Here is a 25,399-nt window from a genome sequence, read left to right as displayed (position 1 = left end):
GGGATTAGAAGTTTGGTTTCAATAAATACTTGTCGTAGAATCGGAAGATATGTTCCGTTGCTTCCTCGGCTGTATCTACCAGACGATACAACATCAGATCTTCTTCCGAGATATACTTGTTGGTCAGCATTGTATTGGTAATCCAGTCGAATAGCCCACTCCAATATTCTGAACCAACCAAGACGATCGGGAACCGAGCAATCTTACCCGTTTGTATTAATGTAATCGCTTCGAACAGCTCGTCCATAGTGCCAAATCCTCCGGGAAGAACGATGTAACCCTGAGAGTACTTCATGAACATCACTTTGCGAACGAAGAAATAATTAAATTCTAGCAGTTTATCGCGATCAATGTATCTATTATGGAATTGCTCATGCGGTAGCTCGATATTTAAGCCTACCGACTTTCCACCGGCGTTATAAGCACCCTTATTGGCTGCTTCCATAATTCCAGGTCCACCACCAGAGATCACGCCATACCCACGTTCCGCTAACAATTTTGCAATCTCAACCGTCATTTGGTAATATTTATGCTCATCTGGCGTTCTCGCTGATCCAAAGATGGAAACACAAGGACCTATCTTCGCTAATTTTTCAAATCCATCAACAAACTCGGACATGATTTTAAAGATTTGCCAAGAGTCTTTTACTTTTATTTCCTGCCAATTCTTATTAGCAAAGGAGTTTCTAATTTTATCGTCTTTTATCATACTAATTGTTTATTCCTTTCAGCCTCCTTTCCATGGGGAAGCTTCGATGTAATATAACGTTTTCTTAATAATTTTCGAACGTTAAACCGTTGTTTTTATCAAGAAAATGTAGTCAAATGATATGCCCAATTTTGAAAATCGGCTGCCTCTAATTATATTTAGGAAATAAACCTATTTGAGCAAACAACTAAACCTAAGAATGAACAGACGTAAATTTATTAGCTCAACTGCACTTGCTGCAGCAGCATTTACAATACTTCCGAGACACGTACTAGGGGGCAATGGTTTTATAGCCCCGAGCGATCGCATTAACTTGGGATATATTGGCGTAGGGAAGCAAGTAGGTACGCTTCTCAGAGGGCATATGGCGCTTCCAGAAACCATGATCGTTGCAGCGGCTGATGTCGATAGCAGCAAACTCAATCGATTTCTGGAGAATGCGAATAAAGCAAATGCCGAAAAATCAGGACATCAGGTACAAGGCTATAAGGATTATCGTGAATTGTTAGAACGCAAAGACGTTGATGCGGTCATTATCGCATCGCCCGATCACTGGCATGCCCTGCACGTGGTTCATGCTGCAAAGGCAGGCAAGGATATCTATTGTGAGAAGCCGCTTGCTCTCACTATTGATGAAGGTCGGGCGATGGTCGATGCGGTTCGCAAATACAAGCGAGTATTGCAGACCGGTAGCATGCAACGTTCTTACTACAACTTCCGTCAAGCAGCTGACTTAATACGAAATGGCTACATCGGCGATATCAAAGAAGTAAATGTGTCGGTCGGTGAGCCAGTAAAAGAATGCGATTTGCCCTGGTTGGAGGCTCCTGCACATCTGGATTGGGATATGTGGATTGGCCCGTCGCTATATCGGGGATACCATCCGGTGCTGAGTCCCTTATTGGACGCAAAGGAGTGGGCTATGTGGCGTCTATACCACGGCTTTGGCGGTGGATATATCACTGATTGGGGAGCACACATGTTTGATATTGTGCAGTGGGCACTTGATATGGATCATTCGGGCCCTGTATCATTCACTCCACCAGATCAATCGAACGCTAAAGAAGGTCTGTATTATACTTACAAGAATGGAATAAAAGTACATCACAAATCTTGGGGAAAATTCAATGCTATTCAATTCTTAGGGACGGAAGGTAAGATTGAAGTATCGCGAGAGTTTCTAACTTCTGACAAGGGAAACCTGCCAAAGCTCGTTATTCCGGAAAAAGACCGAAAAGTCTATTACTCCGAAAACCACTATAGGGATTTTATTGACGCAATTAAAAAGCGTTCTAAGCCAATATGCGACGTCGAAATCGGACATCGCACTGCTACGGTATGTAATGCGATTAATATTGCTTATCAGCTTCAAAAGCCATTAAAATGGGATCCTAGAAAAGAGGAGTTTGATAATGCTTATGCCAACAATCTCAAGACGAGACCCTACCGAGGAACATGGGATTATAGGGACTTCTAAAGTCATCTAATAATTTTATTCATAGTGTAAGAATGTGGTTGTCATCGTTAATGATACAACCACTTGTTATTTCCTATTATTTTGTAATTTTGGAGAATGAATTTTTCATCTAAACTATTAGAACAAGCCGTAGAGGAGTTTGGGAAGTTGCCAGGGGTAGGGAAGAAGACTGCGCTCCGGTTAGTTTTGCACTTGTTGAAGCAATCTGACGCTGATGTTTCGCGTTTTACTAATTCGTTGGATCGGCTGAAAAGCGACATTAAGTATTGTAAGACCTGTTTTAATATTTCTGATCACGATACATGTGAGATATGTAGCTCTCAAAAACGCGATCATAGCTTAGTTTGCGTTGTGGAAGACACTCGTGATGTGATGGCCATTGAGAATACCAACCAGTTTAATGGAGTGTACCATGTCTTAGGTGGATTGATTTCTCCCATGGAGGGCGTTGGACCTGCGGACCTGAAAATCGAAGGTCTTGTTGAACGTGTTCGCAATGGTGAAATTCAAGAAGTAATCTTGGCCCTGAGCGCAACAATGGAAGGTGATACCACCATATTCTATTTATACCGTAAGCTGCGGGAGTTTCAAATTCAGATCAGTACGATTGCACGTGGGATTTCCTTCGGAGGTGAATTGGAATATGTCGATGAAATTACGCTCGGACGTTCCATTGCAACACGTGTTCCCTACGAACGTAATGTAGGTTAAACTGTTTTCATCTTCCCGATAATCCAATAGAAGCCAAACCCGCATAAGATCAACGTCGATCCAGTCACTAACCAAAGTGTAGAGTAGCCATAATGTTCTGCCAAATAGGTTCCGATGTATGCCGCAAAGATGTTCGCTGTCGCAAAGGATAGGGAATTGAGTCCCATATAAGCACCTTGATTTCTTTTTCCCGCTCGTTGAATGGCGACTGTTGCAGTGAAAGGCAAGGTCAGCATTTCTCCAGTAGACAATAAGAACATCGCAAAGAATAGCCAAGCAATTCCAAAATCAATATTGAGCATCAGATAGGAGAGTCCAGCGATGGCAGTACCCCAGAGCATAATTTGGCGAACGCTGAATCGATGTTCTACTAGATGAACCAAAACCATTTCAAATAGTACAATCACAAATCCACTAAATCCTAGTAATAAACCTATTTGTCCAGTATTCAACAAGTGAACTTCTTTATAGAAAAGAGATAGAGTTCCTAATAACTGAAAGAACGCCATCGAGAAAAAGCAGCAGAATACGCTGAATACGATAAATAAGCCATCTCGGTAGGCGCTACGTTCCGGAGCCTCATCCTTGTCGAGACTTCGCTTATGAACTTCCTGAAGATTCGACTTCGGCGCACGATTACGGAAGAAGTACACAAAAACTACGGCAGCGACAGCAGCACCTATAGCATTACCGTAAAAGATCCAGTCGTAAGAAAACCCAGCCAGAAATCCACCTAATGCAGGGCCGATCGAAAAACCTAGATTGACCGCCATGCGGTTTAGGGAATAAGCCCGTGTGATATTCTCAGGTTTTGCATAACGCGCAACGGAAACCGAGTTTGCCGGACGAAATACATCGGCAACCAGGGAAAGACTGAAAATCATAAATGCTAAGCCTTCGAATGTCCGGAAATTGGGGAGAATAAGAAATAAGGGAATTACGCCAATTAAACTCCAAATCTGGACCTTATAGCTTCCCAATCGATCTGTAAGCCAGCCGCCCAGCCAGGATCCACAAACCGAACCCAATCCAAAACAGCCCAGTACAATCCCTATCTGAGGCTTGCTGAAATGTAACTCCTCAGACATGTAAATCCCCAAAAACGGAATTACCATCGAGCCGGTACGGTTGATCAACATGACCAATGCCAATAACCAAGCTGCCGGAGATAAACCTTTATAGGAATTTATATAGAGTCTAAGAAGTGATTTCAATACGTTATGCTATTTAAAGACGTAATTAGATTAAGCGAATGATTTTTTATCCAAACTTGCGTCAATGATATAATTCTGGGCCAAGACTTTCTTGGTTCCCTTCTGCTTGTTTAAAATAAAGTCTACTCGACCTAGGTTCACACCGGAACGGCCAGTCTGATTAACCAATGTTATTTCGTTGTCCAGATTCTTAACCTCGGTAGGTTTATCCAGAAAAGTATGTGTATGGCCTCCGATGATCAGATCGATGTAGCGGCTGTTTTTTGCTAAGACGAGATCCGACACCTGATCTGTATCATAGCTATAGCCGATATGAGACAGGCAGATGACCAAATCGCATTTCATCTCTTTTTTCAGAAATGGCGTCATTTTGTTTGCAACCTCGATTGGGTCAGAAATCTTCATGCCTTTATAGCTGTTTGGATCTACGAGACCTTCTAAATTTACACCGACTGCAAAGACTCCAATCTTCACACCTTGCTTATTGAATATTAAATAGTCTTTTGTTTTGCCTTCCATGACGGTTCCGGTAAAGTCATAGTTCGAAGACACAAAAGGGAAATTAGCCTTATCAAAATGCTTCAATAACCCATTCAATCCGTTGTCAAATTCATGGTTGCCGAATGTCCCGGCATCATAGCCTAGCTTGGACATCAACTCCAGTTCCACCTGCCCGTCAAACACATTGAAATACGGAGTTCCCTGAAATATATCGCCTGCATCAAATAGTAATACATTGTCCTCTGCTGCACGGATTTTCTTGATTAAGGTACTGCGGCGCGCCACACCTCCTAATCCCTGGAATCGCGACCCGTCCATCGGAAAAGGCTCTACACGGCTATGCACATCATTCGTATGTAGGATAGTCAGTTTAATATCCTTTGCTTTCGCAAAGCTTTCCAATGGAAGACTGCCCAAGCTTGCTGTGGCACCCAGTGCCGCCAAACTTTTTAAGAATGCTCTTCTATTTAATGATTTCAACTCTTCCATCTAATTTCGCTTCTACTTTTTTACCCGCTTTTGTTAACTCTTCAATATGACTGATTAAAGCCTCTCTGACACGCTCCGATGAGGTATGCGACTGAATAGGATTGCTTAATCCTTCTACATGATCGCCACCATTAGCAACGAAATCATAAGTCACTAATTTATATGTCTTATTTGGGTCGATGGCCTCGTTATTAATCTTAAAGGCGACTAATTGCTTATCCTTGATCTTTATTTTAACATTACCCACAGGTTGACCATTGGACTTCGCGATAAAATTCGCTAAGGTTATTACATCAGCACCTTTTAATTCTAAAATCGTAACATAATTCTCAAAAGGCATTAATTCAAAAATTGTTCGAACCGTTACATCACCTTCTTTAATGCTCGAGCGAATACCGTCTTTTGTGGCCAAGGAAAAGGATACTTCCGGATCTATTTTCTTTCCGATCGCCAATAATGCATCAATAAAGAAGTTGCTTAAGTTGGTTTCCGGAAGATTGCGATTATGAATCATGTTTTCCGGTGCAACACCGATTACACGATTCATTGCTGCATCCAGCTGAACTTTATAGGGCTCGATATAATTACTAATGCTGCTGTCTTCGGCGATACTATTGTCGATTGCAAGCATTTGTTTGTTGCTTACTGTAGCTTGGTAATACGAGGTTTTACACGAAGCGAACAGGACTAAGGTGGAGATCAACAGAATGTTGAAAGACCTTAAATTAAATACTCTCATAGCATGGAATTAATACGCAAAGGTATCAAGATTGCTGTAGAATACGAATTTAAGGCCTTCGAAAATTAGGAAAATGACAAAATATAATTATGTCCTAACCTAACCTTAACAGTATCATTGCTTAAGCTAGCTTCAGTTTGTCGGCGAAGTATTTTTCAATAAAGAATCGGCTAAGCCCCAGAATCGCTCCTCTGTCGGATAGCTCAGAAACATATAGCTCACAATCTTTCGATATTTTACCCATCGTATAAGTTTGTATCTGCTGTTGTATTGGGTTGGTGATCAAAGAGGCTGCGGAGGCAAAGCTTCCCGATAGGACAATACATTCGGGATTCAAAACCTGAAGGAATTGCGCTATCGCCTTTCCCAAATGCGCGCTGACATCAGAAATAAGCTCAATAGCGTATTGGTCGCCATCAACTGCCGCCTTCAGGATGTCAATTGGGCGTAGATCCTGATCGTTAAACATATTGGTAATTAATGTAGGCGTGCCGTTTGCAATATCATTTTTTGCACGCTTGACGAGCGCTGTGCCAGAGGCTACAGTTTCTAGACAGCCACGTTTACCGCAGTAGCACAGTTCGCCGTCTTCTACAAAACTGATGTGCCCCATTTCCCCGGCAAAACCATGCTTTCCTTGGAACACTTTACCATCCGAAATAATGCCTACGGAAACTCCCCAATCAATTAACACAACCAAGCCCTCTTCGCGATTTTTTAGAAGACCATAATGCATTTCTGCAATCGACGCAATATTCACACTGTTTGTAATACAAGTCGTTTTATTGAAAGTCTCCGCAAGATGTGTTTGCAGGTTGAAGTTCGCCGCATGGAAGAAGGTATAGTTTTCGCCGGTGTCCTTGTTGATTAGTCCGGGCATCGAAATCGAAAGTCCCGTCACCTGTGACCATTCTATGCCTTGGTCAGCAACATACTGTCGGATAATATCGATAAAAGCCGGAAGGCTGCTAACGTCGCGGCTGAGCATCAACGGATAGCGTAGCGTTCTTGCTAATAAATTGCCGTTATTATCGATAAACGAAAGGCTGCTGTTGAATCGATCCATCTCGATACAAAGAACCCGAAACAACTCATTCTTCAGTTGATATAGATTAGGCTTCCTACCACCAATAGATTCACCACGCTCATGCTGCGTAATCAATTTTTGGTCTAGTAAATCAACGATTAATGTATTTAGGGTAGGGAAGCTTAGGTCTAGATTTAACATCAGTTCGTTGACTGAAGCGCGGTCTAATAAATATACAGCCTGCAACACTTTGAATTTCTTCTTCGCAGTGCGTGCGAGCTTTTGGTTTTTATTAGTTGGATTGATAAAGAGTTTTTCAACTGAATTCATATTGTTCTTTAATAAAAAGAGATGCGTATGCGTCTTATACACCCGAATAAACCGAATTACTTCGTAATATTAAGTATTAAATTATAAAAATAGTAATGTTATATTATTTTAAACATTATCCGTTTGTTGGTGTGTATTTCAAATATAAGTCAAATAAAAGAAAAAACATCCATTTTTATTTTATAAAAAAACTTATTTGTTTCTTAATATGAAAAAATTAATAATAGAATCAATATTCTTTTCGATAGTTTCTAAACTTAGAAAGATTAACTTCATTCATTAAATTAAGTAACGTTTCGCAATGTAAATAATTTTTAGATTATAATTATAACAAAAACAGAAAATAAATTTCTTAGTGTTTATATTTTATTCTTTTTATCAAGCTTGTTGTTAATGCTATCTACATATTATTTCATGGAATAAAAAAATGTAGCATCCTAATTACCTCCATAATTGTAGTGTATCAGCGAGTAATTGTTATTGTATCAAAATAAAAAGGCGGATTGCTCAACTTGCAATCCGCCTTTTATTATTCAGTCAATATACAGATTTACTGCTTGTCAACTTTATATACCTTTCCAGAGTCAGTCACGGCATATAAGGCGCCATCCTTGCCTTGGATAACGTCTCTGAATCGTTGGCCTTCTGATTGCAATAATCGCTCTTCTCCAACAACCTTGTTGTCCTTAATAACCAATCGGGCGATGTGCGTACTGCTCAATCCAGCGATAAACAAGTTGTTTTTCCATTCAGGCACATTGTCCGCCGTATAGAAAGTCATACCACTTGGCGATAACACCGGGTCCCAGTAGTAAACAGGCTGTTCTAAACCTTCTTTTTGCTGGATAGGAGGGTTGCCAATTGCATCACCCTTGTATTCAATACCGTATGTAATTGTTGGCCAGCCGTAATTCTTGCCCGGCGATACAATATTGATCTCATCACCACCGCGCGGTCCGAATTCCGAGTTCCATAAGTCTCCGGTAACCGGATTAAACGCCAGACCTTGGGTATTCCTATGTCCATAGCTGTAAATCTCGGGTTTTGCATCCGCCTGTCCTTCAAATGGATTTCCAGCAACTGGTTTGCCATCCTTCGTTATTCTCACGATTTTACCCAACGCAGAGTTCAACTGTTGCGATTGCGGACGAGTTTCTAAATCAGAACGCTCACCCGTAGAAACGAATAAGTTTCCCTCTTTGTCAAAAATTATACGGCCACCATAGTGCAGTTTGCCGTTATAGGTTGGCAATGCTTGATAAATTACGCTGGCGCCCTCGATCTTCTTCTCATCTGCCGAAAGCTTGCCTTTTCCAACGGCAGTATGATTTCCACCGGATACAGGCTCGGCGAATACCCAGTAAACCATGCGGTTGCTCTCGAATTCAGGGTCTAACGTGATTCCTAATAAGCCGCCTTGCCCCTGTGTATCCACTTTTGGAATACCAGTAATCGCATCCGATACTTTTCCGCTTGCGGGATCTACGATGCGCATCGTGCCTTCTTTTTCGGTGATTAACAAGCGACCGTCAGGTAGGGAAGCAATGCCCCACGGACTTTTCAAACCTTCCGCAACCACTTTGCCTGCAAATGGAGTTGTTGTTTTTACGCCCGCAATACGGGTTTGTCCTTCGAAAGCCGGCTTATAGTCTGTGTTTCCTTTGTTGGTTTCTACCGGAGGTAGTTTCGTGGTATCCTGTGCTGTGGTATCTGCCGGGTTTGTCCCAGCAGAATTTGCACCGTTGCACGCTACGAACGTAGTGGCAGCAGCGCAAAATAGCGCTTTAGAAATAGTATTCTTCATATGGTTGATGTTTGTTTCTAGTTTAGTTGAATTCCGGACGTTTCGGGAAGTTCGCTACATGCGCATACTTTGGTCCCATGCTGATAATAGCCTCCTTCCAAAGGTCTTCACCATCTGTGATAAAGGCTAAATCAATATTGAAAGAATTGTGTACTGCCCAGGAGTTCTGCTGAATCTCGTTATTTAGTTGATCGGGTGACCAGCCTGAATATCCCAGAAAAAGTTTAACTTCCTCATTGCTGATCAAACCCTCGTTCAATAAATCTTTCAGACGATCAAAATCTCCACCCCAATACAGATCGTCAATAATGTGATTGCCACTCATGAGCTTGTCATGAGCCTTATGTACGAAAAATAATGCGTCCCCTTCTACAGGTCCACCAAAATACAAAGGAACCTCCATGTTATCCATCCCTTCAATTACGTCAGACAAGTATAGCATAGATCGATGATTAAGAATCAAACCAACGGTTCCGGTTTCCATGTCATGTTCGCAAAGAAGGATAACTGAGCGCTCAAAGTTCTGATCCAGCATAAAAGGTTCAGATAAAATCAAGCTTCCACGTTTGGGGATAAATTCGTTGAACATAATTAAATTGATGTTGCCTTGTATCAAATTTATATAATAAAGTTGTAAATCGTTTCTAAATACCTATATATTTTACCAATAAAACGCCAAAAAGTTCGCTATTTTGTTAAGTTTGTAGGAATAAAAATATCTACTATGTCGATTCAACATAAGGAGATTGCTGCCATTCGTCAAGACTATGCGCTGAGTAGCTTAAGCGAATCGGATGTGTTAGGAAATCCCATCGAACAATTTGAGAAGTGGTTTAATGAGGCTCGCCACAGTGAAGTGGTCGAGGTCAATGCACTCGTTTTATCTACCGTTAATACCGATCTTAAACCTTCTTCTCGCGTTGTATTACTGAAGGACATCAAAGCAAACGGTTTTAGTTTTTTTACCAATTACGAAAGCCGAAAAGGGCAGGAGATGGAATTGAATCCATCGGTTAGCGCTTTGTTTTTTTGGCCGGAATTACAGCGTCAGGTGCGTATCGAGGGCTACGTTGAAAAATTGCCAGCTACGGATTCCGACGAGTATTTCGCGTCCCGTCCGCGCGGTTCTCGCATAGGCGCAATTGCGTCTCCACAGAGCCACGATTTGGTCGATCGATCAGAACTTGAGATTCGAGTGAGGGCGATTGAAGAACAATATGCTGGCGAGGATCATATTCCACGCCCGGCAAATTGGGGTGGGTATCTTCTTATACCGACGCGGGTAGAGTTTTGGCAGGGCAGAAGCAGTCGCTTGCATGATCGAATCGTGTACACTGCAGAAACCGATAAATGGACAGTAAAACGGATTGCGCCTTAACATGATTGAAAAAATCCATCACGATCTTCAAAAGCATATTCATGCCGATGCGGTGCTCGAAGTACAGCAGAGCGGTTTGCAACCTGCGCTCTATATTGATCCTAGCTATCTCAAGCAGGTCTGCTTGTTCTTGCGAGATACTGCAGGTTATTATTTTGATCTTCTCGCTGATATTGCCGCTGTGGATTATTATCCGGCAAATTATTTCGAAGTTGTCTACCATCTCACCTCGATTCCTTACCAAAAGCAATTGGTGCTAAAGGTTAAATTGGAGAATGAGCGCCAGGCAGATGCTTTGCCCAGTTTACCTTCGGTTTCTGAAATTTGGCGCACTGCCGATTGGCATGAGCGCGAAGCCTTCGATCTCATGGGAATATACTTTGAAGGGCATCCCGATCTGCGAAGAATTTTGATGCCGGATGATTGGCAAGGCTATCCGCTACGCAAAGATTATGAGGATCCGGAAACCTTTCACGGAATAACAGTTAAGTAAGATGGGGAAAGAACAATACGAAGCTGGCTTGAGGAATTACGAACAGAAGATTGCTAATGTATCCTCCCAAGAAATGGTCATCAACATGGGGCCGCAGCACCCTTCCACGCATGGCGTCCTGCGATTAGAGCTGATTACTGACGGAGAAATCGTCAAAGATATTATCCCGCATCTAGGATACTTACATCGCTGTTTTGATAAGCATGCTGAATCCATCAATTATACCAAGAGCATTCCTTTTACGGATAGGCTAGACTATCTAGCATCTATGAACAACAGCCATGCCTTTGTTATGGGTGTAGAACGAATGCTTGGAATAGAGAAGAAAATACCAAAGCGAATTGAATATATACGGGTCTTAGTATGCGAACTTAACCGTATCGCATCTCATTTGATTGCCATTGGAACCTATGGTATCGATATTGGTGCCTTTACACCATTTATGTGGTGCTTTCGCGATCGCGAACATATCATGAATATGTTGGAATGGGCATCGGGATCCAGAATGCTATATAACTATATTTGGATCGGAGGACTGTTTTACGATGTTCCCGTTAATTTCGAAGCACGTTGTCAGGAATTTATAGACTATTTCAAGCCTAAGTTAGTCGAATTGGATGACCTGCTCTCCAATAATCAAATTTTTATTTCCCGGACGGCCAATATTGGGGTGTTGCCAGCGGATGTGGCAATCAATTATGGTTGCACCGGTCCAATGCTTCGTGCTTCCGGCGTAAAGTGGGACCTTAGAAGGGTAGATGCTTATTCTGTATATCCGGAAATAGACTTTGAAATCCCTGTCGGAAAAGGGGAGATGGGAAAACTAGGCGATTGTTGGGATCGTTATAAAGTACGCGTCGATGAGATCAAAGAGTCCGTAAAGATTATTGAGCAATGTATTACTCGATTAGAAACTGATTTTAAACGGACAACAGATTTTGATCCCCGCGCGTTGGTTCCGAAGAAAGTCAACCTAAAAGTGCAAGACTACTATGTTCGCGCAGAAAACCCCAAAGGAGAGCTCGGGTTTTATTTCGTAACAGCAGAGAAAACAGATATTCCAAGACGCGTAAAAGCAAGAGGACCAAGTTTTAACAACCTCTCAGTCCTGCCTGAACTGGGAAAAGGGGTGCTCATTGCTGATTTAATAGCAATATTAGGATCAATCGATATTGTGCTTGGTGAAGTCGACAGATAGATAAAACATGCAAAAACATGCAAAATTATTTGAACAGTATTAGAAAAATTTCTATATTTGTTGTCTCATAATTTAAGTTTATAATTGGTTAATAGTTAGGGATGTAATTGCCAGATTGCATCCCTTTCTCTTTTTAATACCTTTGAACCTATCGCAATTAATGAAATTAGTTTCGATAGTCCCCAAAAACATGGCTTCATCAAACCTACTTACAAAAATAAACTAGGAGTGTAATTTTATGCTTTTGTGATATTTTATTTTTTTAGACTAGTTTATTGTAAGATTTTCACTACGATATAGTAATTAATAAAAAGTTTGTAAAAAATATTCCATTTAAGCAGTTAGTTTTGCGACTCACACTAATTTGAAATATGAAATTTAACTACGAACCACCTAGGCTTGTCGTAAGTATAGTTTGTCATGAGCATTCTATAGCGACAGGTTCTGCTACCGCCTCATTTATTGGTCCTTCTGCTACGAATTCGCCGGATGTTGAAGCTTGGAATGTCACGCCAAATGACGCAAATGATAATCCGCATGTATTGGGGGTCGAAAACTGGTAAGCCTATTTAATTTAACTATTGTAAAAATGAAATCATATTTACTTTTCATCCCACTATTCGTATTATTGTTTTCCTGTAAAAAAGAAACTATTTCGGATCAGTCTGCTGCCGGGATAAAGGTGTCATTCACTGTGGAGGGCGAGACAGAATTGGAAGGTGCTGAAGCTGAGAGCCCGGTTAGTGTTTCAAACACAGGCATGCTAAAATCCAATAGTCAATCCCTTTTTCAATCGAACGATACCTTGATTCGAGGAGGTGAGTTTGATAGCTATATTTTAACCGAAGAATTCGGTGGAAACTCGACGAAAAATATCAAAGTAAAAGAGTCGAAATCATCCATTGAAAAATATGCGGTAGCCCCAGTATATCCCGATTCTTACATCCCTGCCGGGTTCCCAACAGGGAGACAGCTTACAGCAGGGGTAACCTTCAGAGTATTGGTTTACGATAGTAATGGTCAATTCGTTGAATCTGTCGATGGGGTTGCCGGTAGTAGCACTTTGCCAGTGGCGTCTAATCTACAGCAAGGAAAAACGTATAGTTGGTATGCTTATTCCTATTACGCAACAGATCCGCTACCAGCGCTTTCTCAGGCTAGTCTAGCGAATCCGCAGTTCAACGTGGAGAATGAAGACTTTTTGTATGCTTCTGGAACCTTTACAACAGCAACTTCAACAACTCAAACAACCAATACGGACGTTAAGATTACATTTAAGCATGCCATGGCTATGGTGGGTTTTTCGGTAAACTTATCAAGTTTTAATGGTAAAGTAAATCACGCCGCTTATCTTGGAAATGCTACAGCACGCCCCTATATTCGCGTTGCGGCAAATACGCTTAAAAAAGGAGTCTTTAATTTGAAAAATGGAGCGTTTTCGCAAAAGGAGTTAATAGCGACATCCGTTAATGCTGTAGCACGCAACAATTACGCGTTTACACCATCTTATCCGAATACTTCTTATCAAGGTTTCTTTTTCACCGTTCCTGATGGCGATTTGGACTATATCAGTAATTTTAATACCAGCATAGAAACCTGGACGATTTTAGACCGACCATCGGCTCCTAAAGTATTCAATAAAACCTATACGCATAAGGTAAGATCGGGACGCGGAAAATACACCAGCATTTCAATTTATGCGCTCGATAATGGTATAGCAGTACCCTCTTCTAATGGAAATACGAATTGGTCAAGAGGAGATGTTTATTACGATGATTCACAAGGTTTCGCCGGCAACGAAGGTCTAACTAGATTCCAACATAGAAACCATGAGGCATCTATGACCTATCAAAGCACGTTCTTGCCTTATGGTGTTACTTCTCCTGTTGCATCTTATGGAGAATCAGTCGCAAAATATGGTAGCACCTATTATAGGTTTAATAATCTTTATCCGCTTAAGGGAGTGATAGAGAATTATTCAGGGAATCCATGCCAAAGCTTATCACCGGGCGGCAGCGTCTTGAACGACAAGTGGCGTTATCCAACAGTCGCGCAGGGTAGAGCGCTAGCACAATATATCAACGATTATGCCAGCACTGGACGCATAAGCCATACATTTAATGAAGCAACAAAATCGATCGTGCTTACCGTGAACACGAATGGTCAATCGTCACCAGACCAATGGTCGGAGCGTCTTTCTTTTGAAATGAAAGGCTATGCAGCTTATAATTCCACAACTAACACCCATAGCATTGCTCAACCTAGTGTGACTGCAAAAGCTCAATCCGGCTCAGTCTATATTTGGCTATCTCCGGTGTCGGGTGTTACTGGACATAGGGCATACCTGGAATTGAAAGTTAATTCTGAAGAGAGTCCTAAGTTTAGCGCAAAAATTTATCGTAATGATATCTCATCTCCTTCAGGAATAGATTATCCAATTCCAAGTACATTTACAACAGATGACGGCTTGATTGTGCGATGCGTACGAAATTACTAGTGTAAATCGCTATCCATAATAACGTTATTCATGGTCGCAAGAAAAATCATGTGCGAAAAGAGTAAGAAGCTACCCGATTGGGTAGCTTTTTATGCTTATTAACTATTTGGTATTCTTATTGTTGCAAGGAAATGGTTTGCGTAATTTTAATCTGCTCTTTAGAACATGAACGTAGCATGATGAAGACTTCGGCGAGTCACAACTCATTTACTCCCCTTTTACAACCCTTTCATACCCAATTGAGAGCGGTTCTGATTGGGTTATACATTGGGTTTGAAAGGGCTTTGAAAGGGGATTATACTATTGAAGTCTGCTCGAAAAATTATTTTAGTTAAAAAGTGTTAAGACGGGTTGACGTATTTAATCCTATAGTATATTTGGCGTCGATATGAGAGCGATAGTCACACTAATTCTTTTCTTTTTCTTTCTCCTGATCCGGAGTGGAAATAGTCATGAGGTAATGAGCGACTCCTATCGTCCTGCAATCAGTTTCATGCAACATCATGAGGCGCAGAATTTGAAAGTAAAATCACAAACTTCCACGCAGCAGCAGCTTAGTTCTTCGAAATCCAACACACATCAGGGCTCTGATGAACATCATGTTTTGGGCGATGAGAATGAAGACAGCTACAGTCTCACCGATTTACAGTTGCAGATGGCGATGTTTGCCAGCTTAGTTTGTTTTACTTTTATTGTTTTTCAGTTCGGCCGTAAACCCGATGCCTTACCTCGGACATCGTTCAGTCTGAACTATAATACCCCCCTGTATCTTACCAAGCGTAGCTTATTGATTTAAGCTCGACGATTTCCGTTTTTCTGCAATTTCTTCTGCCGGAATGGGAATGGTATGCTTTAAAATACCCTCATTTATTTGGATAAGCTAATTTCAGGACGGAAATCAACCCTAACTGAAAGCAATTCTGCTTTCTAAAGTCAAAATTAGTTTACCCCCTATATTGTTTTTAAAATGAAGAGAGTATTGATGCTCATGGGCTTGGCGGCAACGTTAGGTCAAGTCGCTTGTTCCCACAAGAAAGAGGAACACAAAGAAGAAGAGAAGTTTACCGTGACTTCTGCTATGATGATGGACACTTGCTTTACCAAGGAGTATGTGTCGCAGATTAAATCTGTGCGGAACATTGAAATTCGCGCGCTAGAGAAAGGTTATCTGGAACAGATTTATGTGGATGAAGGGCAGTCGGTTCGCAAAGGGCAATTGTTGTTCCGTATTATGCCTAGAATGTATGAAGCGGAATACAAAAAGGCGATGGCTGAAGTAGATTTGGCATCTATTGAGATGGAAAACACAAGGAATTTGGCCGAAAAGAACGTTGTTTCGCCTAATGAGCTAGCCATGTCTAAAGCGAAATTAGAAAAAGCGAAGGCTGAGTCGGCGATTGCTAAACTTCACCTTTCCTTTACGGAAGTACGCGCGCCGTTCGATGGTACAATCGACCGTATTCCATTGAAATTAGGAAGCTTGGTGGATGAGGGCGAGTTGCTCACCAGTCTTTCCGACAACAGCCAGATGTTTGCTTATTTCAATGTTTCCGAACCGGAGTACCTCGATTATCAGCAGCATGTAGCCGACCGCGGCGATCGGCATGTTTCTTTGCTGTTAGCAAATAATCAGCCTTTAGATGCAAAAGGTGTTGTCGAAACGATTGAAGGTGAGTTCGATAGCGAGACCGGGAATATTGCTTTCCGGGCGCGATTCCCCAATCCGAATAAGTTGTTGCGGAACGGCGAAACGGGAAAAGTGCAGATGACGGTGCCTATGAAGAATGCGATGATCATTCCTCAGAAGGCGACCTATGAATTGCAGGACAAGAAGTATGTGTATTTGGTGGATAAACAGGGCAAAGTGATGTCCAAGCAAATCAAGATTGGTTCGAGTCTGCAAGATTTATATGTGGTTAGCGCTGGACTTTCTGCCAATGATCAGTTTCTCTTAGAAGGCATTCAGAAAGTGAATGATGACGATCAGATTAAATTCTCGGTTGTTCGTCCGCATGATGCGATTTCGAATTTGAAGCTAAAAACCGAATAATCCATCATAATACGAAGACAGTATGTTTACTAGATTTATAAATAGACCGGTATTATCGATCGTTATATCGCTTATTATCGTGTTCTTAGGGGTCCTTGCGATGACCCAACTTCCGGTTACTCAATTTCCTTCAATTTCTCCACCGAAGGTGACTATCACCGCGGAATATCCTGGAGCGAATGGCGAATTGATGATCAAATCGGTTATCATTCCTTTGGAACGCGCGATCAACGGGGTGCCGGGGATGAAATACATGACCTCGGATGCCGGAAATGACGGGGAGGCCAGTATTCAGGTGGTCTTTAACTTGGGGACGGATCCGAATCAGGCATCGTTAAATGTGCAGAATAGGGTGGCCTCGGTCGTGAATAAGCTTCCGCCAATCGTTGTTCGTGAGGGTGTGAAGATTACGCGTGAGGAGTCGAACATGTTGATGTATATTAACTTATATTCTGAAGAGGAGAACCTAGGCGGCAATTTTATGTATAACTACGCCGATATCAATATCATGTCGGAGTTGAAGCGTGTGAATGGGGTCGGTGTGGCTGACATCTTGGGTAACCGGGAATATGCGATGCGTATTTGGTTGAAGCCCGACCGTATGACCGCCTATAAGATTTCTGCGGAGGAAGTCATGAAGGCGCTAGAAGAGCAAAGTTTAGAAGCTTCGCCGGGTCGTGCCGGGGAGTCCTCAGGTATCAAATCGCAATCCTTTGAATATGTATTGAAATATTCCGGACGCTTCACGACGGAGGCGGAATACGGGAATATTGTTTTACGAGCGAGTCCGAACGGCGAATTGTTGCGTTTGAAAGATGTTGCCGATGTGCATTTTGGTTCAGCTATGTACGATATCTACTCGACCTTAGATGGTAAGCCTTCCGCGGCGATTGTATTAAAACAATCTTACGGTAGTAATGCTTCGCAGGTTATCAAAGACGTAAAAGCAAAAATGGAAGAGCTGAAAGGTTCCTTTCCAAAAGGATTGAAATATGAAATTTCTTACGACGTATCTAAATTTTTGGATGCCTCAATCGAGAAAGTGATCCACACCTTAGTTGAAGCATTTATATTGGTTGCAATCGTCGTATTCCTTTTCTTAGGTGATTGGCGATCGACATTGATTCCAGCGATGGCCGTGCCGGTTTCCTTAGTGGGATCCTTTATGTTTATGCAGTTCTTTGGCATTACCATCAACCTGATTACCCTGTTTGCATTGGTGCTTGCCATCGGGGTAGTGGTTGATGATGCCATCGTCGTCATCGAGGCCGTCCATAAAAAGATGGAGGAGGATCATATTTCAGCGTATAAGGCGACGAAACGGGCAATGGGCGAAATCGCTGGGGCTATTATTGCAATTACATTTTTGATGGCAGCGGTATTTATTCCTGTCGCTTTTATGTCCGGACCTGTCGGCATTTTCTATCGTCAGTTCTCTATTACGATGGCGACATCGATTATACTTTCCGGTATCGTCGCATTGACATTAACGCCAGCCCTTTGTGCAATCTTATTGAAGAATAATCATGGGAAACCGAAGAAGAAATCAATCGTTGACAAGTTCTTAGACTCCTTCAATCGTGGGTTTGATAAGATGTCGAACCGCTATATCGCGATCCTTCAAAAGATTGTGAACAAGCGTGCGCTGACCTTTATGATATTGACAGGTTTTTGTATTGGAGTTTATTTCTTGAATAACAGTGTTCCTTCGGGTTTTATTCCTAATGAGGATCAGGGGATGATCTATGCCATTATCCAAACCCCTCCGGGTTCGACTTTGGAGCGCACAAATGCGGTTGCAAGAAGATTGCAGGAAGAGTCAGAGCATATAGATGGTGTGTCTTCAGTTTCTTCCCTAGCAGGCTATGAGATTTTGACAGAGGGTACAGGCGCGAATACAGGTACCTGTTTGATCAATTTGAAGGATTGGAACGAGCGCAAGGAGTCGGCGACCGAGATTATCGAACAGTTGGAAGAAGTAGCGAAGGAAATTCCGGGCGCTACGATTGAGTTCTTTGGTCCACCGGCGGTTCCGGGCTATGGTGCTGCGGGAGGTTTTGAATTGCGCTTATTGGACAAGAACGGTTCAAACGATTTCAAAAGGATGGAAGAGGTGAGCAAAGATTTCGTCAAAGAATTGAGCAAACGCCCTGAATTGGCGTCGGTATTTACATTCTACAGTGCTTCCTTCCCGCAATATATGCTACGAATCGATAATGATATTGCGCAGCAAAAAGGAGTCTCTATCGACAATGCGATGAATACGCTTTCGACTTTGGTCGGTAGTAACTACGAAACCAACTTCATCAAATACGACCGACAGTATAAGGTCATGGTGCAGGCGCTGCCGCAATACCGGGCATTACCGGAGGATATTTTGAAGCTGTATGTGAAGAATGATCAGGGTGAAATGGTTCCGTTTTCTGCTTTCATGCATATGGAGCGCGTTTATGGTCTATCAGAAATTACGCGCCATAATATGTATATGGCTTCGGAGATTTCGGGTTCGCCGGCACAAGGTTATAGTAGCGGCGAGGCTATCCAGGTGATCAATGAAGTGGCGGCTAAATCGCTTCCGAAGGGTTATGGTATTGATTGGGCTGGTATATCGAAGGATGAGGTATCTCGAGGAAATGAAGCCATCTATATTTTCTTGATCTGTTTGGGTTTCGTGTACCTGATTCTGGCGGCACAATATGAGAGTTTTATCTTGCCTTTTTCGGTTATCTTATCCTTGCCAGTAGGGATATTCGGCGCCTATTTACTGTTGCAGCTGCTAGGCTTGGAGAATAATATCTATGCGCAGGTGGCGCTGGTGATGTTGATTGGTCTACTGGGTAAAAATGCGGTGTTGATTGTTGAGTTTGCGGCGCAGAAGCATGCCGAAGGGATGACGGTTTTGGAATCGGCAATGGAAGGGGCAAAGGTTCGTTTTCGACCGATTCTGATGACATCCTTTGCATTCATTGCTGGTCTTATCCCATTGGTGATGGCGACGGGTCCAGGGGCAATTGGTAACCGTACAATTGGTACGGCTGCTGCAGGCGGCATGCTATTCGGGACCGTATTTGGGGTGCTGATTATTCCGGGCTTGTATTACATCTTTGGAACGATCGCATTCAAAAGAAAGTTAATTAAACAGGAAGAGGAAGGACCATTAACAGAAGAGATCTATGACAACAAATAATTATTCCTGGAGAGGCTGGGCGGCGATTGCTGCCTGTGCCCTGTTGCTCGGTTCTTGTAAAGTACCGCAAGCAACGAAGGCAAAGGAAAACAAATATACACCGAATTCTTATGCGGGTGCTGCGGAGCCGGCGCAGGTCGATAGTACGAATATAGGAAACCTAAGCTGGCGAACATTTTTCAACGACCCGCAGCTGGTATCATTGATTGATACGGCACTAAAAAATAATCAGGAATTACGCATCACGCTGCAAGAGCTGGAGATTGCGAAGAACGATATTCTATTGCGCAAAGGTGCCTTAAAGCCAAAAGTCGATATCCGTGCGGGCGGTGGTATTGAAAAGGTAGGGCGCTATACCTCGCAGGGAGCGGGCGACGCTAGCACCGAAATCAGGCCAGGTCATGAAATGCCCGATCCGTTAGGCGATTTAACGCTAGGCGCATATGCGAATTGGGAAATCGACGTCTGGAAGAAGTTGAAGGATGCGGAGCAAGCAGCCGTAAATCGCTATTTAGCGTCGGTCGAAGGGAAAAATTTTGTGCTGAGCAGTTTGATTGCCGAGGTTGCCAACTCTTATTTTGAGCTTTTGGCATTAGATAATCAATTGGAAATCATTCGTCAAAATATAAAGCTTCAGGAAAATGCGTTGGAGGTTGTAAAAATTCAGAAAGAATCAGCACGCGTAACGGAGTTGGCGGTTCAGAAATTTACAGCGGAGGTCGCGAAGACCAAGGGGATGGAGTTTTCGACTTTACAGCAGATTAAAGAAACGGAGAATAGAATCAATTTTCTGTTGGGTCGATATCCACAGACAATCGAAAGAGATCAGAACAGTTTTGTGAATTTAGTGCCTGCATCGGTTAAGACGGGTTTTCCCAGCCAGCTGTTGGGAAATCGTCCCGACATTATGCAGGCCGAACATGAGCTTGCTGCAGCGAAGCTCGATGTGCAAGTGGCTCGCAAGGAGTTCTATCCTTCCATTGGTTTATCGGCGGGTGTGGGACTGCAGGCTTTTAAGCCATCATTCTTATTTAAGCTGCCGGAATCTTTATTGTACAATTTAGCCGGCGAATTGGCGGCGCCATTGATCAATAAGAATGCAATAACAGCAGAATTCAACTCGGCAAATGCCCGACAGATTCAAGCCATCTATAATTACGAGCGGACGATTCTGAATGCTTATACGGAAGTTTCAACCCAGCTTTCGAATATTGATAATTTGGAGAAAGGCTTTGCATATAAAAGCCAGGAAGTTGCCGCATTAAATAAATCCATTGAAGTGTCGAACGACTTGTTTAAGTCGGCACGAGCGGACTATTTAGAAGTGTTGACAACGCAACGCGAAGTATTGGAGGCAAAATTAGAGCTGTTGGAAACTAAAAAGCAACAGTTAAGCGCCGTCGTAAATGTGTACAAAGCATTGGGAGGCGGATGGAAACCATAGTTCATTATTTTTATTCAATATAGGGTTAGTACAGAGGGGCAGACGTGAGTTTGCTCCTTTGTCATTCTACAGCAGGGTTGACGATACGATGCGATTATCGTTGAAAATTTATTCGAGTGATTGAGCATAGTTTCATTGAAAACCTATATTTTTAATAGCACAAAAACTGAAGGCGAATTTCTTAAAATTCTATACTTATGAATTTATTTATGTTAGTACTTGGCGGTAAGCCGGAAGATCGATTTACGGAGCAGCACGATGTCTTTTTTGGTATTGCCGATAAGCTGAAAGACCTGGTGCCTTCGATGCATAATTTTTGGCCAGCGTTGGAGGGAAGAATGCATATAGATTCCTGGCGTAAGGTAACAAGAGTTGGAAATTATGAGGTTCGCATAGTGGATAAGTCTGCGTTTAAGGCGACAAATGATTTGAAGTTATTCTTTGTTAATCTGGGGGGTTATAAGCCCAACGACATGGAAGAATATCATTACAAAACCCTGGTAGTAGCGAATGATTTGGCTGAGGCTAGCAAAATTGCAAAGGAGTCTATTTTCTACAAACATCATGAATCCTCACATATTGATGATAAATATGGTATCGATGTAGATGACATTTATCAGATAGAGGATATGTTGCCGGCTGAATTTAAACAACAATATCAGCTGCAGTTTGCGATTGCAGAAGATGCAGAGGAGGATAGGCTGGAAGTTGGGTATTTGAAGATCAGCAAGTTGCTGGCTAGCTAAATTAATAGCCAGCCGAGAAATGCTTCTTGATAAATTGGTTGTTTTCTAGCTCGTCTACAATTGCTACTGCAACGTCTTCGACAGAGATGGTACTTTTGCCTTCATGATTGAATACGGGATGCCCGATTGCCGTTCTATAGCTGCCTGTCCGTTTCCCCGGATTGCCAGGGTTCATTTCGATAGCAGGGCTGAAGAACGTCCAATCTAATTTATCCTCGCGTTCGACAAGGTCCAAATAATCCGCTGCTGCTAAAGCGCCGGGTTTAATTTCGCCTGGAAACCCTGTCGTATCGACTAATCGCTCGTCGTTTTCTACTTTTAAGCTTCCCGCACCACCTACTACAATCAGGCGTTTGATTCCAGCATCTTTGACAGCTTCGAGGATATTGCGCCCGCCGACCAGAAAATCATCATAAATATTCGGGTTGCCCCAGCCGGCATTATAAGCCGATATCACAGCGTCGTTCCCTTTTAATGCGCTCGCCAAACGCCCTTCATCATTCACGTCAACTTGAACGGCTAAGACATGATCTTTGTTTTTTAATTCTTCTACGTCTCTCGCAATAGCGGTCACTTCGATGTTCCTGTCAACTAATTCCTTTAAAATATGAGATCCCACATAACCTGTGGCTCCAATTAATGCTACTTTCATATGTATTTGCTTTTAGATAAAAATGCCTTGGCGAACTTCATCGGCCAAGGCATTTATACAACAATTGATGTATGTTTTAGTTTGACCCGCTATGGCACTTACTGTTTTTTGAATTTTGCATATGAATCCAGTATATAAGCAGTCAAATCTTCTTTTCTCGCCTGTTTAATGAACGCAAAGGTAGGTCTATATTTATCTTTGAATAAAGCCAATTGATCATTTGGCATAGCGATAAGCGATAAGATCAGTTCATCGGTAAATGTTCGGTCAACGAGGCGCTGCTCTTGCTCAAGCTCGAGTATTTTGATACTATTTCTAGCGATGCGTGCTTCTTTTCCGAATAAGCGCGAAGGAGACACACGCAATCCGCCCCGATTTTGACTTGTTTCAACCGCTTTGCTATTGTTTTTTGCTTTTTCAATTTCGGTATTCAAGCGACTATCTGTCATACGGGTAACCGTCACTTCATCAATACGGATGATACTTTTATCGCGCACCAGGTAAATTCTAGAGACGCCGTCTTGATAAATGAAGGCCGTATCTCTATCATAGCCCTTTGCCCTTAATACCAGGTAGTCATTCTTTTTTCCTTCGATGCTAAAGCTACCGTCGGAAGCGGTTGTCGTAGATTTGTTGTTGCTGATATTTTCAATCTGCACATCGCTCAAACGCTGACTGCTTTCTAGGTCGAAGACTAATCCTTTGATTTGTTGGGCGGATAGTAGGCCTACATTGCTGATGAGCAACAAGGCGATGATGTATATTTTCTTAAGACTTTTCATTCTATTTTGATTTCCAGCTGTTGTTTTCAGGATTGCTATCTGGATAAACGCCATCCGGATCAATCTTTACTGAGCTCAGTTTCTCTGTAGTATTCAACAAAAATCGCCAAGATTGGTTTCTTTCCCAAATCTCCACCGGCAATTTCGTGCGCACTTTTTTACCACTCGCGGTTGTCGCTTCGATTACGACAGGCATGGCCATTTTTCCTAGATTACTGATGTTGATTATGGCTCCCTTTGTCGGATCTAAATCCGGGTAATGAACGTCTGTAATAGCTTGATCTAATGCCCAATTGTTGAGAAACCAGTCTCTCCAAAACCACGCTAGGTTTTCGCCAGTTTCATTTTCTATGGTACGGAAGAAATCATCCGGCGTAGGGTGTTTGTATGCCCAGTATTCAATATATTTTTTGAATGCATTATCGAAACGCTCTGCTCCTAAAACCTCATCGCGAAGTATTCTAAGTGCGTAAGCAGGTTTATAGTAGGCAAGAATACCAATGTTCCTTTCCTTCATGCCCTGCGGTGTGGTCATGACCGGTTCTAGTGCAGGATTCATTAAGACCTGCGTCATCGAATTTTTGGTTCCCATCGGGCGGTTGTATTCGCCTTTATTGAAAACTTCTGTTGAAAGGTCGTTGATAAAGGTATTAAATCCTTCATCCATCCATGCGTGCAGGCGTTCGTTAGAACCGACGATCATCGGGAACCAAATATGCCCGAATTCATGATCGGTAACTCCCCAAAGACTAGCTGCTTTTGCCCGGTTTCCACAGAATACAATTGCGGGATACTCCATACCGCCGACATTGGATGCTATGTTGATAGCAACAGGATAGGGGTATTCCATCCATTTCTTTGAATAGTATTCGATGGACGCTTTGGTATATTCTGTCGATCGCTCCCATGCATTGCCACCATTACTTTCTTTTGGATATGCTGAAAGCGCAAGCGACTTTTTGCCGCTCGGCAGATTGATTTTCGCACCGTCGATAATGAATGCTTTCGATGATGCCCAAGCGACATCACGAGCATTTTCTAGACGGTATTTCCAAGTCAAAGTTTTTTTCTGTGGACGGGAATTAGCGTTGGTAACTTCGTTTTCAGAGCGAATGAGTACCGTTTTATCGCTATCTTTTGCTTTATTATAGCGCTCTAGTTGTTCTTTGGTCCAAACGTCCTGCGGATTTAGTAATTCGCCACCCATCAGCACGATATGATTTGCCGGCGCAGTAATTTCTACATTGAAATCGCCATACTCCATATAGAATTCGCCCGGTCCGGTATAGGGCAGGCTGTTCCAACCCAATACATCATCGTAAACCGCTACCTTGGGATACCATTGTGCAATTGCATAAATATTGCCATTTGCGGTTGGTAATATTCCAGTTCGATCAGCACCGTATTCCGGTACGATATACGAAAAGTCTAAACTGAACTCGGTCTTACCGCCATTAGCAGCAAGCGGAGTTGGGAGATCGACGCGCATTCGCGTGTCATTAATGCTGTTTTTCAGTTCTTTTCCGCTTTGATCTTTGACATTGCTTAAGCGGTAACCGCCATTGAAGCTGGAGCCGGCATCCCCATATCGGCTGTTGCTCAATGGAACCGTGGCCTGCCCAATAGACTCTTGATTAAAGAGGTTTTGTTCGATCTGAAGCCAGATAAAACCCAGTTCGTCGGGACTGTTATTGGTATAGGAAATCTTGACCGTCCCTTTAACTTCATGGGTTTGGTCGTTCAAGCTAACCTTAATATCATAGCTCGCTGCGTTCTGCCAGTATTGATGACCTGGTTTGCCGGAAGCCGAGCGATAAGGAGAGCCGTTGTTTTTGTAGAAAATAGGGTTGAAAGCCTCTTTATAATCATATTGACTTTCTTTTGATTGGGCAACACTATCCTGCTGACCGTAAAAACCGATCATGAGACCCACCAGCGCCCATCTAAAAATTGTTCTTTTCATAGTTAAGT

The 25,399-nt window shown here is 42.5% G+C and carries 22 protein-coding genes; 12 read left to right on the top strand and 10 right to left on the bottom strand.

From position 1 onward, the window contains the following. Positions 1-4: 4 nt before the first annotated feature. The gene (locus tag QYC40_RS09335) at positions 5-709 is read right to left on the bottom strand and encodes a TIGR00730 family Rossman fold protein (RefSeq protein WP_301989980.1); all 705 of its coding nucleotides are present in this window, start codon (positions 707-709) and stop codon (positions 5-7) included. A gap of 199 nt (positions 710-908) precedes the next feature. Here QYC40_RS09335 and QYC40_RS09330 point away from each other — a divergent pair, with 199 nt between their 5' ends. Both QYC40_RS09330 and recR read left to right on the top strand, forming a co-directional pair. Continuing rightward, positions 909-2,186, top strand: a complete 1,278-nt coding sequence (locus QYC40_RS09330; protein WP_301989979.1) for a Gfo/Idh/MocA family protein — start codon at positions 909-911, stop codon at positions 2,184-2,186. Between the two features lie 96 nt (positions 2,187-2,282). Then, positions 2,283-2,897, top strand: coding sequence for a recombination mediator RecR (gene recR / locus QYC40_RS09325; RefSeq protein WP_301989978.1), 615 nt, complete (start codon positions 2,283-2,285; stop codon positions 2,895-2,897). Here recR and QYC40_RS09320 read toward each other — a convergent pair. The 6 genes from QYC40_RS09320 to QYC40_RS09295 form a co-directional block, all read right to left on the bottom strand. Further along, positions 2,894-4,111 carry an MFS transporter gene (locus QYC40_RS09320; protein ID WP_301989977.1) on the bottom strand — a complete coding sequence of 406 codons (1,218 nt, stop codon included), beginning with the start codon at positions 4,109-4,111 and terminating at the stop codon, positions 2,894-2,896. The two genes, recR and QYC40_RS09320, sit on opposite strands and share 4 nt — an antisense overlap. A 30-nt stretch (positions 4,112-4,141) precedes the next feature. Beyond that, positions 4,142-5,101: a metallophosphoesterase gene (locus tag QYC40_RS09315; protein ID WP_301989976.1), complete on the bottom strand. Its 960-nt coding sequence runs from the start codon at positions 5,099-5,101 to the stop codon at positions 4,142-4,144. Beyond that, positions 5,076-5,840 carry a 5'-nucleotidase C-terminal domain-containing protein gene (locus QYC40_RS09310; protein ID WP_301989975.1) on the bottom strand — a complete coding sequence of 255 codons (765 nt, stop codon included), beginning with the start codon at positions 5,838-5,840 and terminating at the stop codon, positions 5,076-5,078. The genes QYC40_RS09315 and QYC40_RS09310 overlap by 26 nt, the downstream gene beginning before the upstream one ends. Positions 5,841-5,961: 121 nt before the next feature. Further along, complete coding sequence (locus tag QYC40_RS09305) at positions 5,962-7,197, bottom strand: ROK family protein (protein WP_301989974.1); 1,236 nt, start codon at positions 7,195-7,197, stop codon at positions 5,962-5,964. 550 nt (positions 7,198-7,747) lie between these two features. Next, entirely contained in the window at positions 7,748-9,001 is a 1,254-nt protein-coding gene (locus QYC40_RS09300) for a PQQ-dependent sugar dehydrogenase (protein WP_301989973.1), read from the bottom strand. A 22-nt stretch (positions 9,002-9,023) separates the two neighbouring features. Further along, positions 9,024-9,590 carry a YqgE/AlgH family protein gene (locus QYC40_RS09295; RefSeq protein WP_301989972.1) on the bottom strand — a complete coding sequence of 189 codons (567 nt, stop codon included), beginning with the start codon at positions 9,588-9,590 and terminating at the stop codon, positions 9,024-9,026. A 135-nt stretch (positions 9,591-9,725) separates the two neighbouring features. Here QYC40_RS09295 and pdxH point away from each other — a divergent pair, with 135 nt between their 5' ends. The 10 genes from pdxH (at position 9,726) to QYC40_RS09245 (ending at position 21,994) form a co-directional block, all read left to right on the top strand. Next, on the top strand, positions 9,726-10,379 hold the full coding sequence (pdxH, locus tag QYC40_RS09290) for a pyridoxamine 5'-phosphate oxidase (RefSeq protein WP_301989971.1): 654 nt from the start codon (positions 9,726-9,728) through the stop codon (positions 10,377-10,379). A gap of 1 nt (position 10,380) precedes the next feature. After that, a complete protein-coding gene (locus QYC40_RS09285) occupies positions 10,381-10,872 on the top strand; it encodes an NADH-quinone oxidoreductase subunit C (RefSeq protein WP_301989970.1) in 492 nt (163 codons plus the stop codon). Position 10,873: 1 nt separating this feature from the next. Next, on the top strand, positions 10,874-12,070 hold the full coding sequence (locus QYC40_RS09280) for an NADH-quinone oxidoreductase subunit D (protein ID WP_301989969.1): 1,197 nt from the start codon (positions 10,874-10,876) through the stop codon (positions 12,068-12,070). 371 nt (positions 12,071-12,441) lie between these two features. Further along, entirely contained in the window at positions 12,442-12,633 is a 192-nt protein-coding gene (locus QYC40_RS09275; RefSeq protein WP_301989968.1) for a hypothetical protein, read from the top strand. 26 nt (positions 12,634-12,659) lie between these two features. Further along, positions 12,660-14,567 carry a hypothetical protein gene (locus tag QYC40_RS09270; RefSeq protein WP_301989967.1) on the top strand — a complete coding sequence of 636 codons (1,908 nt, stop codon included), beginning with the start codon at positions 12,660-12,662 and terminating at the stop codon, positions 14,565-14,567. A gap of 388 nt (positions 14,568-14,955) precedes the next feature. Next, positions 14,956-15,363, top strand: coding sequence for a hypothetical protein (locus QYC40_RS09265; protein WP_301989966.1), 408 nt, complete (start codon positions 14,956-14,958; stop codon positions 15,361-15,363). Positions 15,364-15,534: 171 nt separating this feature from the next. Beyond that, on the top strand, positions 15,535-16,617 hold the full coding sequence (locus QYC40_RS09260) for an efflux RND transporter periplasmic adaptor subunit (RefSeq protein ID WP_301989965.1): 1,083 nt from the start codon (positions 15,535-15,537) through the stop codon (positions 16,615-16,617). A gap of 22 nt (positions 16,618-16,639) precedes the next feature. Continuing rightward, positions 16,640-19,804, top strand: coding sequence for an efflux RND transporter permease subunit (locus QYC40_RS09255; protein WP_301989964.1), 3,165 nt, complete (start codon positions 16,640-16,642; stop codon positions 19,802-19,804). After that, on the top strand, positions 19,791-21,248 hold the full coding sequence (locus QYC40_RS09250) for a TolC family protein (RefSeq protein ID WP_301989963.1): 1,458 nt from the start codon (positions 19,791-19,793) through the stop codon (positions 21,246-21,248). Before QYC40_RS09255 ends, QYC40_RS09250 begins: the two co-directional genes overlap by 14 nt. A gap of 197 nt (positions 21,249-21,445) precedes the next feature. After that, positions 21,446-21,994, top strand: a complete 549-nt coding sequence (locus QYC40_RS09245) for a DUF1543 domain-containing protein (protein WP_301989962.1) — start codon at positions 21,446-21,448, stop codon at positions 21,992-21,994. A gap of 1 nt (position 21,995) precedes the next feature. On the opposite strand, the gene QYC40_RS09240 is transcribed toward QYC40_RS09245, so the two are convergent. The 3 genes from QYC40_RS09240 to QYC40_RS09230 all read right to left on the bottom strand — a co-directional run bounded on the left by QYC40_RS09240 (position 21,996) and on the right by QYC40_RS09230 (position 25,391). Then, positions 21,996-22,646, bottom strand: coding sequence for an NAD(P)-dependent oxidoreductase (locus QYC40_RS09240; RefSeq protein WP_301989961.1), 651 nt, complete (start codon positions 22,644-22,646; stop codon positions 21,996-21,998). A 98-nt stretch (positions 22,647-22,744) separates the two neighbouring features. Continuing rightward, positions 22,745-23,428, bottom strand: a complete 684-nt coding sequence (locus tag QYC40_RS09235; RefSeq protein WP_301989960.1) for a hypothetical protein — start codon at positions 23,426-23,428, stop codon at positions 22,745-22,747. Position 23,429: 1 nt separating this feature from the next. Further along, a complete protein-coding gene (locus QYC40_RS09230; protein ID WP_301989959.1) occupies positions 23,430-25,391 on the bottom strand; it encodes a M1 family metallopeptidase in 1,962 nt (653 codons plus the stop codon). Positions 25,392-25,399: the final 8 nt, after the last annotated feature.

It is taken from the genome of Sphingobacterium sp. BN32 (assembly GCF_030503615.1).
Lineage (GTDB): Bacteria > Bacteroidota > Bacteroidia > Sphingobacteriales > Sphingobacteriaceae > Sphingobacterium.
Note: the sequence above shows the minus strand (reverse complement) of the source record. Positions and strands in the feature narration are given on the sequence as shown.